The following is an 18,911-nucleotide window of genomic DNA, read 5'->3' on the forward strand; positions in this document are numbered from 1 at the left end:
ACATGAGCATCAGCGTGCCCCCCCGCTTCTCCTTCGTTGCGATCGACCTCGAAATCCATCCCGGCGAAGACCGCATCCTCCAGATTGGCGCCGTCACCGCCGACGGGACGCGCACCTTCGCCCGCAGAGGTGGAGGCGGCCTCGAAAGGGCGCTGGCGGAGCTGGACGCCTTCTGCGAGGGGGCCGATTTTCTGCTGGGGCACAACCTCGCCTGTCACGATATCCCCTATCTGCGGCGGCGCCACCCGGACCTGCGGCTGCTGCAATCGCCCCTGCTCGACACCCTTTTTCTCTCGCCGCTCGCCTTCCCGCAAAACCCCTATCACCGCCTGGTCAAGGACTACAAGATCATCCGGGAGTCGGCCAACGACCCGGTGGGAGACGCCGCCTGCACGGCCTCCCTCTTCGCCGACCAGGTCGAGGCCTTCGGCCGGATGACGCCGCGGACCCTCGGGCTTTTCGGCGGCCTGCTGGACCGGACCTTCCCGGCGGACTTCTACGCGCGGTTCTTCGCGGCGCTGCGCGGCGCGCCGCCGTTGGAGGAGACCGCACTCAAGGGGGCGTGGATGGAAATCGCGGCAGGAAGGGTCTGCCTCCGGCGGAGCGAAGCGGTCTTCGAACAGCTTTTCCGCGACCCGCAGACGGCGGCCGCCCTGGCTTACATCGCCGCCTGGCTCGGGGTGGCGGGCGGCAACTCCGTGCTGCCGCCCTGGGTGCGGCGGCAATTCCCCGTGATTCCGATGCACCTGGACGAGCTGCGGGCGTCGGCTTGCGGCGATCTTGGCTGCGCCTACTGCGCCGAACACCACCACGCCGGGAAGGCCCTGCAGCGGTTCTTCGGTTTCGAGCGCTTCCTGCCGGTGCGGGGCGAGGACCCGCCGCTCCAGCAGCAGGTGGTGGAGCGCATCCTGGCGGGCCGGAACTGCCTCACGGTCATGCCCACCGGCTCCGGGAAATCCCTCTGTTTTCAGCTGCCCGCCCTCATGCGAGCCCGTCAGCGCAGCCAGTTGACGCTGATCCTCTCCCCGCTCCAATCCCTCATGAAGGACCAGGTGGACAGCCTCAGGCGGCGCGGCATCGCCAACGTGGGGGCCGTAAACGGCCTCCTGACCATGCTCGAGCGCGCCCGGACCCTGGAAGGCATCCGCCTCGGCGACATCGACCTGGTCTGGATCGCCCCCGAGCAGATGCGCAACACGACCGTCAAAGCCACCCTCAAGCAGCGTGAAATCGGGTTGGTCGTCATCGACGAGGCCCACTGCCTCAGCAAGTGGGGGCACGACTTCCGCCCGGACTATCTCTTCATCGTCAAGTTTTTGAGGGAACTCCTTTCGGAGGGGGCGGCGGACCTGCCCCAGATCGTCTGCTTCACCGCCACCGCCAAGAAGGATGTCATCGAAGAGATCTGCGGGTATTTCCGGGAGGAAGGCGGGCTGGAGCTGGAGGTCTTCGAGGGGGGGCACGAGCGGCCAAACCTCCGGTTCAGCGTCGAGGCGGCCTCCGAAAACGAGAAGATCGAGATGGTGGACCAGCTCCTGCGCGAGATCTTCCAGGCGAGCGGGCCGCGGGACGGGTGCATCGTCTTCACGGCCACGCGGAGCACCGCCGAACGGGTGGCGGAGGGGCTGCGGGAGCGCTCGTGGCTGGCGGACTACTTCCACGGCGGACGCAGCCCTGAAGACAAGCGGAGCGTGCAGGAGCGCTTCCTGGAGGGCGAACTGCAGGTGATCGCCGCCACCAACGCCTTCGGCATGGGAGTGGACAAGCCCGAGGTGCGGGCCGTCATCCACTACAGCGTGCCGGGCTCCCTCGAGAATTACCTCCAGGAGGCGGGCCGGGCCGGACGGGACAAAAAGCCGGCCGTCTGCTGTCTGCTCTTCACCCCCGAAGACCTCGAAACCCAGTTCTGGCTGAGCGCCCAGAGCTGGCTCGAGTGGCGCGACATATCGGGCCTCCTGACCGGGCTCAAGCACCTGGCCGAGCGGCATCCGGAGCGGACGATCGTGGTCACGGCCGGCGAACTCCTCGGGAGCGAGGCCGTGGAGGAGCAGGGGCTCGAGAACCTGACGCTCGAAGACCCCTCCTACGACATCCGCACCCGGACGGCCCTCGCCTGGCTCGAGCGGCAGGGAAAGCTCGAACGGGGCGACAACCGCACAAGCGTCATCCAGGGCCAGGTCCTGGTGCGGAGCCTGGCGGAGGCCGAGGGGAGGATGGCCGCCCTGGGCCTGTCGGAGAACCGGAAGGCTGCCTGGCTGGCCCTCCTGCAGGTGCTTCTCGAAAGCGACCCCAAGGAACTCCTCAACACCGACCGGTTGAGCCAGGCCACGGGCCTCGAGCCCAGGAGCCTCGTCGCCACCCTGAGATCCATGCGCGAAGCGGGGCTCCTGAACCACGACCTCAACCTGACCGCCTACGTGCACGTGGGGGTGGTGAACGACTCCAGGCGGCGGCTCGAAGGGTTTCTGCACCTCGAAAAGGCCCTCCTCTCCCTGATGGAGGAGGAAGAACCGGACATCGGCGGCGACACCCCCTATATCCTCGGGGTGCGCCGCTCCTCCCAGGCCCTCAAGGAAAGGGGGATCGAGGAAGCGCGGCCCGACCGCCTGATGCGGGTGCTGGACGTGCTCATCCAGGACAAGCTGCTGAGGCGCTGGCAGATCAGCCAGGATACCTGCGGGCTCGCGTTCAAGACGGACTGGGAGACGCTGCGGAAGCAGGTCGCCGAGCGCGGGGCCGTCTGCGGCGTCATCCTGGAGGCGCTCATCCGCAAACTCCCCACCAACGCCCGCGGCAAGGACCTTCTGGCCGCCTTCCGGAGCGGGGAGCTGATCGCCGCCCTCAAGAGCAACCTCACGACCAGCTACCTGAAGGACCTGAACCAGCACATGGAACACGGCCTGCTGGCGCTGCACGCCATCCAGGCCATCGCCCTGCAGAGCGGCCTGACGGTCTTCCGCCCGGCGCTCACGATCCGCGTCCTGGCCGGCAAGGAGGACCGTTTCTACAAGGAGGAACTACTGCCGCTCGAGGATCACTACAAGGAGCGGATCGCCCAGATCCACATCATGGACCGCTACGTGGCCCTGGCCCTCGACTCGGTCAAAGAGGCCGGGAGGTTCGTGGCCGACTACTTCAACCTGCTGCGGGAACCCTTCAAGCAGCTCTATTTCAAGGGCCAGTACAAGCAGCTCGAGATCCCCACGACGCCCGAATCGTGGCGCCGGATCGTCGCGGACCTCCAGAACCCCGTGCAGGAAAAGGCCGTAGCGGCGGCCAAAGGGCGCAACATCCTCGTCGTGGCGGGGCCCGGCTCCGGCAAGACGCGCCTGATCGTCCACCGCATCGCCTACCTCGTGCGGATCCACCGCATCCAGCCCCAGCGCATCCTGGCCCTCGCCTTCAACCGCAACGCGGTCACCCAGCTCAAGCTGCGGCTGCGGGAGCTCCTCGGCCCCGAGGGCGCCTGGGTGCGCGTGCGCACCTACCACAGCCTGGCCATGTTCCTCACGGGGCGCATCTTCGACCCGGGCCCGGTTCAGGGGACGGAAGACCCCGAAGCCGGGTACTTCCAGGATGTGCTCCAGGAGGCGGTGCAGATGCTCGAGGCGGCCGCGCGGGACGACAGCGGCCTCAGGCCCTGGCGGGACACCTTTCTGCCCGGCCTGCGCCATATCCTGGTGGACGAATACCAGGACATCAACGAGCTCGAGTACCGGCTCGTCTCCCTCCTGGCCGGGAGGCAGGAGAGCGACGCGGACCGCAGGCCCGTCCTGACGGCGGTCGGAGACGACGACCAGAACATCTACAGCTGGCAGGGGTCCAACGTCCGGTTCATCCGCCGCTTCCAGGAGGATTACGGCGCCGAGACCCTGGAGCTCTCGCGGAACTACCGGTCGAGCCCGGCCATCGTAGCGGCCGCCAATGCCCTGATCGCCCGCAACCAGGACCGGATCAAGTCGGCCCCGATCGTCTGCGCCGAGAACGGGCCGAACCGCGCCGTCCCTCACCGGGTGGGGCTGGTGGGCGCCCCAGACCATCTGAGCTGCCTCAAAGGCGCGATCCTGGAGGCCCAAAGGCTGCTCTCCGAGGACCCGGAGCTGGCCCCGGGGGATGTGAGCATCCTCTGCCGCACCAACCGCGAGCTGGACACCCTCCTCATGCTGGCGCGGCGGCTGGGGCTCCCCGTCCGCGGTCTGAGGGGGCGCCGGCTGCCGCTGACGGCGGTCCGGGAGTTCCGGCTGTTCCTGGACACGCTGAACGATTGCCGCAAAGAGGTGATGAGCGCGGCCGCCCTGCGGGGGCTGGTCGAGGAGCTGGCTTCCGAAAGCGGCTACGCCCCGCAGAACATGTGGATCGGGATGTTCCGCTCGATCCTCGAAAACCACCTGCATGAAACCATGGGAAGAGACCTGCCGGTCGCCGATTTCATCGATTACGTGTACGACGCCTCGCGCGACGTCCGCCAGCTGTATCAGACGGACCGGGGAAGCGTCCTGGCGGCCACCCTGCACACCGCCAAGGGGCTCGAGTTCCCGGCCGTGATCATCGCCGGGCAGCCCGTCCGGAACAAGGCGGGGCACGAGGAAGAGCGGCGCCTGTTCTACGTGGCGGTGACCCGCGCCATGCGGCACCTGACGGTCTTCTACGAGCGCCGGGACCCGCACCCCTTCATCCCCGAACTGGCCGGAGCCGGTCCCGAAGCCGTCGTCTACCGGGAGGCGGACCCGCCGCTCGACGCCGAAGACGAGCGGGACTACCACACGCGCCTCTGGGACCTGGACCTGCGCGACGTGGTGATCTCGTTCCCGTCTCTTCCCGGCTTCATCAAGCAGGCCCAGCCGATCCTGCGCCGGATCGAGCCGGGGGCCGCGGAGGCCCTCACCCTGGTCAAACCCGGCCGCTACTACCTCATCAGCTACGACCTCACGCCCATCGCGCGGCTTTCGGCCCGCGGCGAGGCCCGGTACGAGGGCATCCTCGCCCAGGGGCTACGGCTGCGCAGGCTGCGCTTCCTGGCCGCCGTCGCCCGGCAGGAAAAGGACGCCCCGCACCCCCCGAGCCCCGGCACCCGCTCCGCCCCCTGGTACACCGGCCTCTTCCAGCTCGCCTTCGAACCGGCACGACCCGCCGTTTAATCTTCAACCCGGAAACGCTCCTTTTTGCCCCTCCCGGCCGATCCTCCTTGAAACCGCCCACGCACTATCGCAATACAGACGAGAAAAAAACTTGACGATGAATTCCATTATGGAATATTCTATTTTGAAATAAGAGACCCACCCCTTTTCTTCAATTCGCCGCGCCCGTAATCGAAAGGATCCAGCGCATGCCTTATCCGACCCCCACCAAGACGCGCCCAAGCCGCAAGGGGCTGCGATGCTTCACCGTCGTCTTCTGTTTTCTCCTGCTCGTTATACCGATCAATGCCATTTGTCTTGCCGAATCCCCCACCAGGACCGTCGTCGACGCTTTCGGACGACCGGTCGTCATCCCGAAACAGATCGATCGAGTGCTTTCAACCTATCCACCCATCACCAACATCGTTTATATGCTGGCGCCCAAAAAGCTGCTGGGATGGAACTTCAAGCCGGATGGGCTTTATTTGCCAGCGCAGTACGCCGAGCTTCCCGTGGTGGGGGGGTGGTTCGGTCTCCAGAGCGGCCATTATGAAACCATGCTCGCCTTCAAACCCGATGTCGTTCTTTATCAGAGCATGCTGGATTATCCGTTCGAAGAAGGCCTGGAGAACGTCCGTAATCTTCAACGAAACTTCGGAGCTGTCCCCGTGATCGGGGTATCGGGTTCCCACGACATCACCCGTGTCGACGAATCGATACGTCTCTTAGGCAATATCCTGGACGTACAGGAGAAGGCCCGCGAACTAGCGGCCGTTCATCAGGACATCCTGCGGACCGTCACCGATCGAATCCAGACGATCCCCTTGAAGGATCGTGTCCGGGTCTACTATGCCGAACGGCCGGACGGCCTCTCCACCGACCCTTCGGGCTCGCGCCACGCCCGCCTGATCACCCTTTGCGGCGGGGTCAATGTGGCGGACTGCGCCCTGAAACAGGGGATGGGCCTGACCAGGGTCTCGATGGAGCAGGTGCTTCACTGGAACCCGGAGGTCATTATTGCGGAGCAACGGTCCATCTTCGATGAAATCGCCGAGAACCCCCTGTGGAGGACTGTCGAAGCGGTCCAACGCAAACGGGTGTATCTGGTTCCGAACGGCCCGTTCTGCTGGTTTGACCGGCCGCCCGGGATCACCACGATTCCCGGGATCTTGTGGACGGCTGCCGTGCTGTATCCGGATAGATTCCCCGAAAGCGATCTGAAAGAACTGACCCGGCGCTTTTATGCGGATTTCTATCACCATCGCCTGACGGAGCGCGAGTTGTCGCACTTGCTGAACACCCACATCAACACCGATTGAAGCAGGACTGCCAGGATGGAATCAGCCCCGACCCAGAACCGGAGGGTGCGCTTCGACGAGGCAGGCGCCGCACAAATGGACCGCACGGCGGTTGAAGTCTTTGCACCGATCTACCCCGTCATAGCGGAGCAAATCGTCCAGCGTATGGGAATCACCCAGGGATGCTGCGTGGAAATCGGCAGCGGCCCCGGATTGCTTGCCCTTGCCCTGGCGAAAATCACCCGCCTGCGGATGATCTTGATGGACGCCGCAGTGCCCATGCACGTAAAGGCCAGACGGCACATCGCCGCAACGCCGTTTCCGCACCGCTTCACCCTCCTTTGCGGCGATGTGCATCGCATGCCTCTGAATGAGGCCTCCGTCGACCTGATCGTGAGCCGTGGATCGGTTTTTTTCTGGGAACGGCCTAAAGATGCCTTCAAAGAAATCGGTCGGGTCCTGGCGCCGAAGGGCAGGGCTTACATCGGCGGAGGTTTCGGCAACGCCGACCTGCGGGATCGCATCTGTGAAAAGATGATGTCCTTGCAGTCTGATTGGCGTTCCTTCCGCGACCGGAATCTCGGTGAAGACACGCGGATAAAATTCCTGTCGGCCCTGAATGCCTCCGGTGTTCTCTTCGACACGATCAAAGATGACTCCGGATTCTGGATGATCATCAGAAAGGAGAACGACCTTGAAATGCGGGATCTGTGAAATCGGGTGCAGGCTGGGCCCCGGCCTTTCCGGCTCGTGCGGCATGTACCAAAACCGTGAGGGTGTCCTGGAGGAGCGTTTTCCCTTTTCTTACATAGCGGCCATCCCCGTCTCCATCGAGACCATTCCCATGACCCATTTCCGGCCCAGGGCCAAATTCCTCCAACTCGGAGGGATCGGCTGCAATTTCTCGTGCATGGGCTGTGTTTCGGATCTGTTTACCCACCATATCGATCTCTTTGCCCCCGCCCTGACCCGATTTGCGCCAAAGCACCTCGTGGAACAGGCCAAGGCCATGGGCTGCGAAGGAATCGTCTGGTGCATGAACGATCCGACGGTCTGCCACCCGTCCTTTCTCTCGCTTGCCGCAGCAGCCAGGTCCGAAGGACTTCTGGTGGGGTGCTCCTCCAATGTTTATCACACCTCTCAAACGCTCGCGCAGCTGGCCGAGGCCGTCGATTTCGTCAACTGCGGACTGAAAGGCGCAACGGACCAGGCGTATCGTCTGTGCGGCGTCCCCTCGGCGGATCCCGTCTTCCGGAATATCCGTTTTCTACACGATGCCGGGGTCCACATCGAAATCTCGATCATGTATGCCAAGGGAAACGAATCGGAGGTCCTGCTGGCGGCTGAAAAACTGGCGCAGATTTCAAGGAGCATTTCCATGCAGATCATGCGCTTTCTGCCTTTCGGGGAGGCTCCCATCCACCAGGAACCTACCGTCCTGGAGGCGGAGGCCCTGTGCAAGCAGGTGCGGACCCTGTTGCCCTACACCTACCTCTTCAACACGCCGGGGACCTCCTACCTGCACACCCACTGTCCGGAATGCGGCAGGCTGCTCGTCTACCGGCAATTTTACGGCCCCATGGGCTGCCGATTGATCTCATATCCCCCGGATGGGCGTTGCCGATGCGGCCACAAGCTGCCTTTGATCGGACCTGTCCGCGACACGGCCTTTGAAGAGTTCGGCATGAGCGGCGGCTACCGCTTCACCCGGGGCCTCGAAATCATCCGCGCCCTCTGCGGGATCCTGGGAATCACCTCGCAGGAAGAAGTCTCCCGCGTGTGGCACAGCGCCATCGCGCACAACGACATCGACCAACTCCACAACAAGATCAACCGCATCGACACCTATCTGGACCTGATCACCGAAATGGGGTGCAGGTTCCACCGGAGAGACAACGCGTCGATCCTCCGAAGCTATATGGAGGGGCGCTGCAGCAAGGTTGCCCGAGCCGTCCTCGATGGGAAGAAACCCCGCGCCTACTATGCCATGAGCACCCCCTTCTTCGCCCTCAACGAAGACCGCCTGGAGGTTCAGCTCGTCGCCTTTGCCGGCGGAGACTGCGTCAACAAACGCATTCAGCGATCCGGCAAACCGGGGGTCAACCTCTCCCGAGAGGAACTGCTGCAGCTGAATCCGGAACACATCTTCGTCTCCGGTCTGCTCTCTTCAACCGCCGACGAATTCCGCAATATGTGCGAGGCCGATGGCATTTGGATCGATGCCGTGCGCCACGGGCGGATCCATGTCATCAGACCGGGGTGGGACTTCGGAAACCCGCGATGGATCCTGGGGCTCATGCAGATCGCCAATGCGCTTCACCCTGACCGATGCGACTTCGACCTCGATGAAGAAGCCGGTCATTTCTATCGCACGTTTTATCAGGCCTCCCCCGAGCAATTCGTTGCCAATCGCTCCTTTTACCAGGAGCCGTCGATGGTCCACATGGGCGCCGCCTCGGATTCTGATTGGAACGGCGACCTGTACAGATGAAAAAACCCGGACTCATCTTCTGGTCGGTGCTGATCGGTGTCACGGCCTGCCTTCTCCTGACGTCTCTCTTCGTCGGGCGCTACCCAATGACACCCGGGGAGGTGTGCGCCGCGTTTTTCCTGTGGGCATGCGATTTGTGGAACCAGTGGGTACTCGGGGCTACGGCCCCATCCGCCCCGACCATTCACCAAACGGTCATCTTCGGGATCCGGCTGCCTCGCATCCTGGCCGCCGCCCTGATCGGTGCGGGCATGTCCGTAGCCGGAACCAGCTTTCAAGGGCTTTTCAAAAACCCGCTCGTTTCGCCGGAAATCCTGGGCGTGGCCTCAGGGGCCGGCTTTGGAGCAGCCATCGGCATCCTCATTTCCGCCCCTCCAGCACTCGTCCAGGGGTTGGCTTTTCTCTTCGGGATCGGCGCCGTCGGCATGGCCTACACCATGAGCCGCATGATTCGATCCGGGCCCGTTCTGGTACTCGTGCTTTCAGGAATCATCGTCGGCGCACTCTTCTCGGCCCTGGTGGGGCTGCTCAAGTATGTCGCCGATCCCTACGACACCCTTCCAGCCATCGTCTTCTGGTTGATGGGAAGCCTCTCATCCGTCTCCATGACAGACGTCGGAATGGCGGCTCCCCCCGTAGCGGCATCCTGCCTCGTTCTCTTCATCATCCGCTGGAGGATGAATCTCCTGACGATGAGCGACGACGAAGCCAAGGCGCTCGGCGTCAACACGAAATGGATGACCAGGATCATCCTCATCTGCGCCACGCTGATCACCGCCTCCGCTGTCTGCATCAGCGGGATCATCGGATGGATCGGACTGGTTGTGCCGCATATCGGCCGGATGCTGGTCGGCCCCGACTTCCGCAAACTGCTGCCGGCCTCGGCCTTGATCGGTGCTGTCTTCCTCCTGCTGGTCGACAGCCTGTCCCGAACCATCTTTCCCACAGAGATCCCGCTGGGCATCCTGACCGCCATGATCGGAGCGCCGGTCTTCGCCTGGCTGATGATGAGGAGACAGGTTGGATGGCTGTAATACTCGAGGTCAAAAACGCCGCCTTTTCCTATGACGGACGAACACCGGTGTTTCGCGACATCTCGTTCAAGATCGCGGAGGGGGAGATTTTTTCCATTCTGGGCAGCAACGGGGCCGGCAAATCCACCTTGATCAAATCCATGCTCAATCTCATGCCGTTGTCCGAAGGATCCGTTCTGCTGTCCGGGAAGGACATTTCACGTCTGCCCTTGACGGCTGTCGCCGCCGCGACAGGTTACGTTCCCCAAACAAGCCAAACCGTGTTTCCTTTTTCCGTCTTCGAGTTCGTGCTCATGGGGCGCGCCCCTCACATCTCCATCTTCAGGACGCCTGGACGCTCGGACATCCGCATGACGCATCAGACACTCGAGAAGACGGGGATAGCGCATCTTGCGGAGAAGAGCGTCTCCGAAATCAGCGGCGGCGAAAGGCAGATGGTTACGCTCGCCAGGGCCGTCAATCAGCGTCCGCGGCTTCTCTTCCTGGACGAACCGACTTCTCATCTCGATATATCCAACCAGATCAAAGTGCTTTCGATGCTCGAATCGTTGTCGAAAGAGGGGATATCCGTCATCATGACCACCCATTTTCCGGATCACGGCTTCCTGCTCTCCCAGCGGATCGCACTGATCTACGGAGGTCGCCTCCTCGCTGTGGGAGAAGCCGGAAGCGTCATCAGCCCTGGAAACCTCTTCAAGGCCTACGGCGTCCCTATCGACGTGTGCTATGTCTCCCAGGCGGGCAGAAACGTTTGCATCCCGAGATTCGACCCCGGTCGTCACCGTCAAGCCGATGGTCAAGCCGCGGGCGGCGAGGCCGCCTTCGCCGCCCGCTTGGCATAAAAGCAGCCTCCCTTTCATTGCAACCTCAACGATTTCAAGGAGGCGAACCAGCATAAGAACCCGATCTCGTTCCATCCGGAAATGGTCTTTTTGGCCAATCTGGGCGTCAATCCGCACGCTTGCTTGTACGACGACAGCCACAAGATCACCCCCGCGCAAGCGCTTCGTTTCCTCGATATCGGCAAACCGGGACCTGCCCCGAAGGGGTGGGGCTGGGCGCCGGAAGGGTGTGAAAAAAATCCTCATTTCCGGATTGGAAACCGGGTCGTGCTGGATGAATCATTTCCGGATGGAAACGATCTATCCACTCAAAAATGAACGGCGGCAGAAAGGAAGACGGTAAAAGGGGCGCCGGTTTGATACGTGGAGCCAAGCGTCTGATAATCGGAGGTATTGATAATGCTGATATATTCTTTATCCATCAGGTTGTAGAACGACAGAGAAACATCCAATTCACGGATATTTATCTTCGGGATCGATGTCGTATAGGTAATATCGAAATCGACTATCAACGCATCGTCCACTTTTTCCGTCTGCAAGATGTCTCCGTACCTGCTCGAGGTATATCTCAAGATCGGAGACAGTGACAAACTGCCGATTCTGTAGCTCAGCAGCGCTTTCGCCAGAAATTCCGGGGCGTCAGGCACTTGATTCCCGTCAATCGACACGACGGATCCTGCCTGATTATAAATATTCTGAGAAAAATAGAACCGGTTGTAAGAGAAGGATGCATACAGAGACAGATTCTTGGCAGGAACGGCTCCTGCTTCCAGTTCGAACCCGTATCCCTCGGCATCGAAAATGGAGGCAGGAAAACTGACTCCAAGCGAGTCATCATAATAAGTGGCAGCCTTGTTTTTGTGCCTGGCATAATAGATCGTTGGAACAACATAGAGCTTTTCTGAGATATATCTCAAACCGATATCGAAATTATCGGCTATTTCCAGTTCCTGTTTATTCCATAGATCTTGTAATGTTATGCCTTGCTTGTAAAATTCGCTTTTTTGGGAAATATAATAAGGATAAAGAGCGACGCTCATACCGAAATTTCTGCCATAAGAAAAATAGCAGCTCAAAGAATCTTTCAACTTGTAATTCAAACCAAAATTGGGAAGAATTTCATCAAAATCCTTTGAAGCCGCACTTGCCTTCGATTCGATGGACGTAGTCAAATTAAGCGCTTCCTCATAGCTTACATCCGGGATACCGGTTGCGTCGTAGGTAGTGATGTCCGGCATTGAGTATCGCAGATATTTGACACCCCCTTCCAGCGTCAATCGACCGCAAGAATATTTCCCTGACACTATCGGAGCATGCTGACGATGTTTTGAAGAATTGGAAAGTATTTGCCACTTGTCGAAAACCAATTCTCCGGAATCGAGCTTATACAATTTCCATGATGTCGGTGGGCCCGGCTTTTCCTGTTCCAGATAGAAGTAACCTATAGTATAATCAAATAATCGGATTTTCTGGGTATACTCCGCCAGAACGCCTACGATATCATGATCTGTATCCCATCTTCTGATTCTGTTTTGTCCATTTTTCATGGTGATTGTTTCAGAGTAATATCCATGGTCATTCCAGTAGAATGGTTTCACGTTTATTTTAGCATCATTTGAAATATTATATTTTGCATTTAAAAAGAAATTGAAATCTACGAAATCGTTCTTATTGTAATCATAATAAAAATAATCTTTTTTGTCATTTACATAGTCTAAGTTGTAGGTTTTATCCAACGAAGATACTTGCTTATAACTGAGTGGCCTGTATGTATTTACTTTTGCATTGTTATATATGGAGAATGCTTCAATTTCAATATTGTTGCCTATCCTTTGTGTCAAACCAGCCATGGTATTGTTTCGGCCGGAATGTCCTTCGCCTTTCCACTTGTCTACATTCGTGTTGGAATACGACAAAAACCCGGCAGTATCGGAAGGGAGTAATCCCGTATCGAGGCGAAGGAAACTTCTCCTTGCGTCATAACTTCCAAATGCCTGTTTGAGATCGAAGCTGAATTCTTCTGAAGGCCTCTTAACCTCCATATCAATTTTCCCGCCGATACTTGTCAAACCGAAAGACTTATCGGCAGGAAGCCCTCCCTTGTAGATCGATACGCTTTTGAAGTTTTCCATATCGTAGATGTTGGCTCCTCCCCCCGGCCTCCCACTGATAGGGATGTTTTCCACATTGACCGGGGAGGCGGGGTTGCCGCCGCCGGTTGCCTCCACCCCTCTGAATCTGAACGATTCATGATAATTGCTGATATCCCCGAGACCGAAAGGATCAACGCTCTGTTGATTCACCGAGGGCATGAGATTGATTGTTTTCTGCACGGACATCGTGGATCCTGTCCCGAGGACATTCATCCCGTTTTCCGTGATTTTTGTTTTGGTGTTCGTTTCTGTAAACATCGGTCCCACAAAATCGGCTTCCTCGAACTCGCCCTGCACGATGATATCAGGCAAAGAGACAACCTCTTCCGCTGAAAACGCCAAACCGTTCAACAGGATACAACCCATTGAAAGCACCGCCAGGAACAACCGTCTCATTTCGAATCTCCTTTCAGGTCGTCTCGCTCAAGACATGCGTAAGCGATTAAGATTTCGATGTTTCTTTTCCGCTCACAAAGATGGCGCCGGCGAGCCTCCACCGCCGTGGCAGATCTCGTATCCATCCTGAAATGATCGACTGGGGATGACGACGTTTTCAGTCGGGGAGGAAGGATTCTTGTCTCATATCCGGCAAAAGGCCTTCCTCTGGATGGAAACCGGCTAGGAGCCAGGGTGCCGGGCCTCTTTAATCCGTTATGTAATATTCCAATATGGAATATATAGTCAAGAAAAATTTCTGCTTTGTTGCGGAGGGGTCCATCTTTTCAAGAGACTCCCTCCAGAACAGAGTTATCGGGGAAACTCTCTGTCCGCCTTTCCCTTCGAGTTTGGCTCCGGCGAGGCGGCGAGGCGAAGATCCACCAACCCTTTACCGGGATGCGGCAAAACCCGCCCGGCGCGCTTCGTCCCCCGGGGGCGCTCCGCCCGCCCTCTTCAGAGGGGGCACTCGCTCCGGTCGTCGCCCTTGAGGCAGGGGCCGACATAGATCAGACCGAGGTACCGCTCCTTCTGTCGACGGGCGGTTTCGGCGAGCTTTTCGAGGGTGGTCGGAACGACCTGCTCCTCCTCTGCGTAACCCGCCTTGTACACCAGCCTGGCCGGGGTCCCGGCCTGGTAGCCCCGCAGGAGAACCGGGGTCAGATCATCGAGGGACGAAAACCCCATAAAGATGCAGATGGTGCCTCCCGCCGCACCCGCCGATTCGACGACGGAGGGATTCTGCAGCAGCATCCAGGGGGCGGCCACAAGGATGCCGCACAATCCATGGCCGCCTCCCTGCCGCGTCATTCAACCGGCAGCGGCCGCCCTCAAAAAGGCTGTTGGGTCGCGAGGGATCGAGGCGCCTCGCCTTTCCAGCCCTTCATAGCACGCCGGCTCGCAGGACGGCCGCGGGTCATCGACGTCCGGGTCTGGCGCCCGATCCGCTTACTTGTTTGCCAGAGCGGCCAGGATGCGAAGGGCCTGCAGGCTGCGGTCCTTGAGCTTGAGACGGCCGACGGTGGACTCCCAACGGTAGACGGTGGCGGTCGTCACGTCGAGCCGCTCCGCGAACTCGGCGGGGGTCATCTTCAAGGTCCGGCGCAGGCGGGCAACCGACTGACCGGACGGGCGCAGCCGCGGAAGAACGGGGACCGGAGGGGTGCGCAGAGGCGCTTTCGCGGGAGGCGGCACCCGCACCTGCCTGGACTTCGCGGCTGGGGCGGGACGTTTAACGGCGGCCGGCACAGAGGCGGATTTCGGCGGAGCTTTTGCGGGAGATTTGAAGCGCGGTGGAGGAGCGGCGGGTTTTCGGAGCCGCGCCTTTTTGCCCGGGTCAGCCGGAGCATCGTCCTTTCCCGTCGCACGCCTCCTAGACGTTGCGGATCGGGGTTTCGGGTCGCACGCCTCGAGTTCGATCCCGAAGATCTCCCCCAGATCCTCCTCGGGGAGGAATTCGCCTGCGCCTTCGGCCGCGGCCGCCGGCAAAACGATCTCGGCGCCGATCAACTCCTCGGGGTCCACCCCGCGAAGCAGAAAAAGGAGTTCGGGCCGGTCGTCGAGCCGGTTCCCGACACCGTAGAGGACTGCGGCCACATGTTTGCACATGACCGCCCAATCCGGACAGCTGCAATGGAATGTGATCTCCCTGGGGCCGGGAAAGAGTCCCTTTTCTCTATCCGTCACGATCCGCATGACCTCATTCGAGACTTTCCCCTGCAGCAGTTCGAGCATGGAACCGATCTGCCCCGCACATTGACCCTTGATCCCCTTCCAGGTCCGGGCCGGCAGTTCGCGGATCTTGATCGAAACGGAGTAAAGGGAGCTTCCGCTCACCAGGGCCTCGATGCAGCCGGGAAGAATCTCGAGGTGGCAGACCGAGCCGTTCCGGACATAGCTGCGGCCCCGGGGCAGGCGATTGCTGTAGTCCGAAAAGGACTCCAGGTGCTCACACCAGCCGTTACCCCAGAAACTCCGTGTAATGGTGCGCCCCTCGATCTCGACCGGATCGATCCGCGTCCCTTTCTTCATCAACTTCTGCGCCTGCCGGGCCGCCCTGGCCCGCTTTTCGGCGACTGGTACGTAGGGCGGCCAGTAGCTGTTATGCCTTCTTCCTCGTCTCGCCATCGGGAATCACCTCCTCCTGACCACTCTATTGAACGCTCCGCGCGTCCATGCAGCTGTAAATGCAAGCTTGGTGTCCGTCCGGAAATAGTCTTTTCTGCACATCTCGGCGTCAATCTGCGCGTTCGCTCGTGCGACGACCTATAGGTCGCCTCCGCACGAACGACGTCCCTTCCAAGCCTCAGGCAGCCGCCCGGCTGATATCCAGACGGACCAATTCGATCAGGGCATCGTCTGAGAGTTCGGTCAGGTTCACCTCACCCTCCGAGGAAAGGACCTCTTCGGCCAGCTGCCGCTTTTCGGCGATCAAGGCGTCGATGCGCTCCTCCACCGTGCCGCGCGTGATAAACTTGTGCACGAGGACATTGCACGACTGACCGATGCGGAAGGCCCGATCGGTGGCCTGATTCTCCACCGCCGGATTCCACCAGCGGTCGAAGTGCACCACATGGGAAGCGGCCGTCAGGTTCAACCCCGTACCGCCCGCCTTGAGGGAAAGGATGAAAAACGGGGGGCCGTCTTCGTCCTGGAACTGCGCCACCAGGCCTTTGCGATGCTTGACGGGCGTTCCGCCGTGCAGGACCAGCCCGGGCCGCCCGAAAACCGCCGCAAGCACATCCGCCAACGCCGGGATGATTTCCCGGAACTGTGTAAAAATCAAGGCCTTTTCCTGGCGCTCGGCGATCTCTCCGGCGATCTCGGAAAGACGCACGAACTTCCCGCTCCGCTCCGCCCGATAATCGCCGTCGGCGGTGACCTGGCTCGGATGGTTGCAGATCTGCTTCAAACGAAGGAGCGTTTGAAGGACCAGCCCACGGCGGGCTATCCCCTCCACCAGGCTCAACGCCCCCCTCAGGTCCTGGACCGTCTTCTCATAGAGGGCGACCTGCTGCCGGGTCAAGGTGCAATAGCACGGCATCTCGGTCTTTTCCGGGAGATCGGCGATCACGCGCCGGTCGGTCTTGAGGCGGCGCAGGATGTAGGGGCCTACCAGCCGCCGGAGCGGCTCGAACGGATTCTCGGGGCGCGCCTCCAGGCCCTTGACGAAGCTCCGGAAGACCCCTGCCGACCCCAGGAGGCCCGGATTCAAAAAATCCAAGAGCGACCAGAGGTCCGCCAACCGGTTCTCGATCGGCGTCCCGGTCAGGGCGATGCGCGCATCGGCTGAAAGCCGGCGGACCGCCCGGCTCTGAAGCGTTGCGGGGTTTTTGACCATCTGGGCCTCGTCCAGGATCACCAGACGCCAATGCCGATCGGCCAGCCACGGCTGGCGGTGCACCATGGCGTAGGTCGTCACCACCAGGTCGGCCTCGGCCAGGCGGGCCGGCTCGCGAATGATCCGGTCGAGCGTGCGGCGGTCGGTCTCGGCCGGGTGCACAAAAACGAGCCGGAGATCCGGCGTAAAGCGCGCCGCCTCCTGCCGCCAGTTCCCGAGGAGCGAGGAGGGCACCACGAGCAGCGCAGGATGCCGCTGCGCTCCGGCAGGTTCCTGTGCCGCACAGATCAGCAGGGCCAGGACCTGGATCGTCTTCCCGAGCCCCATATCGTCGGCCAGACACGCCCCCAACCCGAGTCCGCTCAGAAACCGCAGCCAACTGAGCCCCTCCCGCTGATAAGGCCGCAACTCGGCTTTCAGCGCCCCGCCCGTATCCACAGGAGCCAATCGGCCTGGATCCCGCAGGCCCGCCAGGATGTCCCGCAAGGCATCGCCGGCGGCGACCTCCGACCACGGCCGGTGCCGCTCCGCCTCCTCTTCGTGCTTCAGATCCGCCGATGCCCCCGCGAGCAGACGCATCCCTTCGATAAAAGAGATTCCATCCTCTCCGGCGGATCTCCGGACCTTTTCCCAATGGGCCATCGCCTCCCGGAGCCTCGTCCGGTCGACTTCCACCCATTGGCCCTTGATGAAGACCAGCCCGTCGGCTCCATCGAGGATCGCCTGCATTTCTTCGGATGAGAGCGTTCGATCCCCCAGTGCGACCTGAAGGTCAAAATCGAGGAGCGCCCGGGTCCCGAGCGTCGTTCGGGTTTCGCCGATCTTCACGCTCACCCTGGGGCGGGCACGCTTCTTCCACCAGTTGGGCAGCCGGACCGAAAGCCCGGCCTCCTCCAGCAGCGGAACGCTCCGGAGCATGGTGTAGGCCTGCTCCGCAGACCAGGCCATCGGCTGATAGATCCGCCGGGACGCCGTCAACTCCTGCACCCAGGCGCAGATTTCCGCCGCGCGGTGCACCGGGGCGAGCAGCTTGATGAGGGCCGGCCGGTTTCCGGCACCGGCATACTGCTCGAGGGCCTTCCCGAGGGCCAGGTATTTCAGTTGCCCGGCGGCCCCGAAACCCGTGGAAAAGCTCGCCATAAAAGCGAAAGGGCGCCGCTCGTCCTGCCGGTTTTCGGCCAGATGGAAGCAGACCCTTCCGACCTGCCGCCACTGGGGCGCACGGGTGGTCAAGAAGGCCTCAAGTCCCTGCCCGCCTTCGATTTCACTGCGAACCCAGCCGTCCAGTTCGAACCACACGCCCCGGAGGACATCGGCCGTGAGATACTCCCCACCGCGCATAGGCGGGGCGGCCAGGACCTGCGCCTCACACGCCTCGTCCGCGGGCGGATCGACCGCGAAGCTCGCCATCTCCGCCGGCACGTGACACAGGGCCGTCAGATACCGCGCCGCCCAATCCTGCCAGAACCGCAGGGTCGGCCATCCGTCGCAGGAGATCTTTTCCGCTGCCAGCAGGAAAAGCCCCGAGCGCCAGTCCGCCTCGAAGGAGCGTTGCAGCGCCTCCCAAGTCCGCGAGGGCGGCAGGGCCTCCTGCAGTTCCAGCCGCAAGGCGCCGCCCCTGGTCAATCTGATGCGCAATGTGTCCTGATCATTCTTCATCGCGGTGAACACGGGTAAAACGGTGGACAATCGGAGGCCTTTCAGCTAAAAATCGGCAGGGCGCCGGACCAGAGCGCGGTCTGCCGATCAGCCTGCGCCGCTGAGGGTGAACAGAACAGGAAAAACGTTTCCATCCGGGCCTACGGAAAAAACAGCCCTTGGAGAAATTACATGATTTCTCGGCCAAGCACATCTCATTTCTTTTTTCTTTCGACGACACCCCTCGCGCGGGCGTCACGCGAACACCAGCGAGTCGACGATCGAGCGGTGCGGATATTTCCTTTCGTAGAAGGGTTGGGATAGAGAACTTGTATCCATCCGGAAAAGATTTCCCGGTCCAACCCAGTTTCCAATCCGGAAATGAGGATTTTTTCTTCACACGCTTCGCGTGCTCAGTCCCACCGCTTCGCGGCGGGTCCCGGTTTGCCAATATCAAGGAAATCAAGCGTTTGCGCGGAGGCGACCTCTAGGTCGCCGCACAAGCAAACGTGCAGATTGACGCCGAGATTGGCAAAAAAGACCATTTCCGGATGGAAACGAAC

At 60.9% G+C, this 18,911-nt stretch carries 12 protein-coding genes; 7 read left to right on the forward strand and 5 right to left on the reverse strand.

Annotated features, from left to right (window positions below; all coding sequences use genetic code 11):
• Positions 1–2: 2 nt before the first annotated feature.
• The 7 genes from ACZ500_RS13975 (at position 3) to ACZ500_RS14005 (ending at position 11,100) form a co-directional block, all read left to right on the forward strand.
• The gene (locus tag ACZ500_RS13975; RefSeq protein WP_464227951.1) at positions 3–5,138 is read left to right on the forward strand and encodes a RecQ family ATP-dependent DNA helicase; all 5,136 of its coding nucleotides are present in this window, start codon (positions 3–5) and stop codon (positions 5,136–5,138) included.
• A gap of 188 nt (positions 5,139–5,326) precedes the next feature.
• Entirely contained in the window at positions 5,327–6,436 is a 1,110-nt protein-coding gene (locus ACZ500_RS13980; RefSeq protein ID WP_464227952.1) for an ABC transporter substrate-binding protein, read from the forward strand.
• Between the two features lie 15 nt (positions 6,437–6,451).
• Entirely contained in the window at positions 6,452–7,129 is a 678-nt protein-coding gene (locus ACZ500_RS13985; RefSeq protein WP_464227954.1) for a class I SAM-dependent methyltransferase, read from the forward strand.
• Complete coding sequence (locus ACZ500_RS13990; RefSeq protein WP_464227955.1) at positions 7,110–8,906, forward strand: radical SAM protein; 1,797 nt, start codon at positions 7,110–7,112, stop codon at positions 8,904–8,906. Before ACZ500_RS13985 ends, ACZ500_RS13990 begins: the two co-directional genes overlap by 20 nt.
• Positions 8,903–9,940: a FecCD family ABC transporter permease gene (locus ACZ500_RS13995; protein WP_464227956.1), complete on the forward strand. Its 1,038-nt coding sequence runs from the start codon at positions 8,903–8,905 to the stop codon at positions 9,938–9,940. The genes ACZ500_RS13990 and ACZ500_RS13995 overlap by 4 nt, the downstream gene beginning before the upstream one ends.
• Complete coding sequence (locus tag ACZ500_RS14000; RefSeq protein ID WP_464227957.1) at positions 9,931–10,782, forward strand: ABC transporter ATP-binding protein; 852 nt, start codon at positions 9,931–9,933, stop codon at positions 10,780–10,782. Before ACZ500_RS13995 ends, ACZ500_RS14000 begins: the two co-directional genes overlap by 10 nt.
• Before the next feature lie 81 nt (positions 10,783–10,863).
• Positions 10,864–11,100: a hypothetical protein gene (locus ACZ500_RS14005; RefSeq protein WP_464227958.1), complete on the forward strand. Its 237-nt coding sequence runs from the start codon at positions 10,864–10,866 to the stop codon at positions 11,098–11,100.
• On the opposite strand, the gene ACZ500_RS14010 is transcribed toward ACZ500_RS14005, so the two are convergent.
• From ACZ500_RS14010 to ACZ500_RS14030, 5 genes are all read right to left on the reverse strand, one after another.
• Positions 11,091–13,331: a TonB-dependent receptor gene (locus ACZ500_RS14010; protein WP_464227959.1), complete on the reverse strand. Its 2,241-nt coding sequence runs from the start codon at positions 13,329–13,331 to the stop codon at positions 11,091–11,093. The genes ACZ500_RS14005 and ACZ500_RS14010 overlap by 10 nt on opposite strands.
• Positions 13,332–13,826: 495 nt before the next feature.
• Positions 13,827–14,180, reverse strand: a complete 354-nt coding sequence (locus ACZ500_RS14015; RefSeq protein WP_464227960.1) for an SAM-dependent methyltransferase — start codon at positions 14,178–14,180, stop codon at positions 13,827–13,829.
• Between the two features lie 138 nt (positions 14,181–14,318).
• Positions 14,319–15,497, reverse strand: coding sequence for a hypothetical protein (locus ACZ500_RS14020; RefSeq protein WP_464227961.1), 1,179 nt, complete (start codon positions 15,495–15,497; stop codon positions 14,319–14,321).
• A gap of 178 nt (positions 15,498–15,675) precedes the next feature.
• Complete coding sequence (locus ACZ500_RS14025) at positions 15,676–18,369, reverse strand: DEAD/DEAH box helicase (RefSeq protein WP_464227962.1); 2,694 nt, start codon at positions 18,367–18,369, stop codon at positions 15,676–15,678.
• Positions 18,370–18,761: 392 nt separating this feature from the next.
• Positions 18,762–18,893: a hypothetical protein gene (locus ACZ500_RS14030; RefSeq protein WP_464227963.1), complete on the reverse strand. Its 132-nt coding sequence runs from the start codon at positions 18,891–18,893 to the stop codon at positions 18,762–18,764.
• Between the last annotated feature and the right edge of the window lie 18 nt (positions 18,894–18,911).

The organism is Desulfatiglans parachlorophenolica (assembly GCF_055394735.1).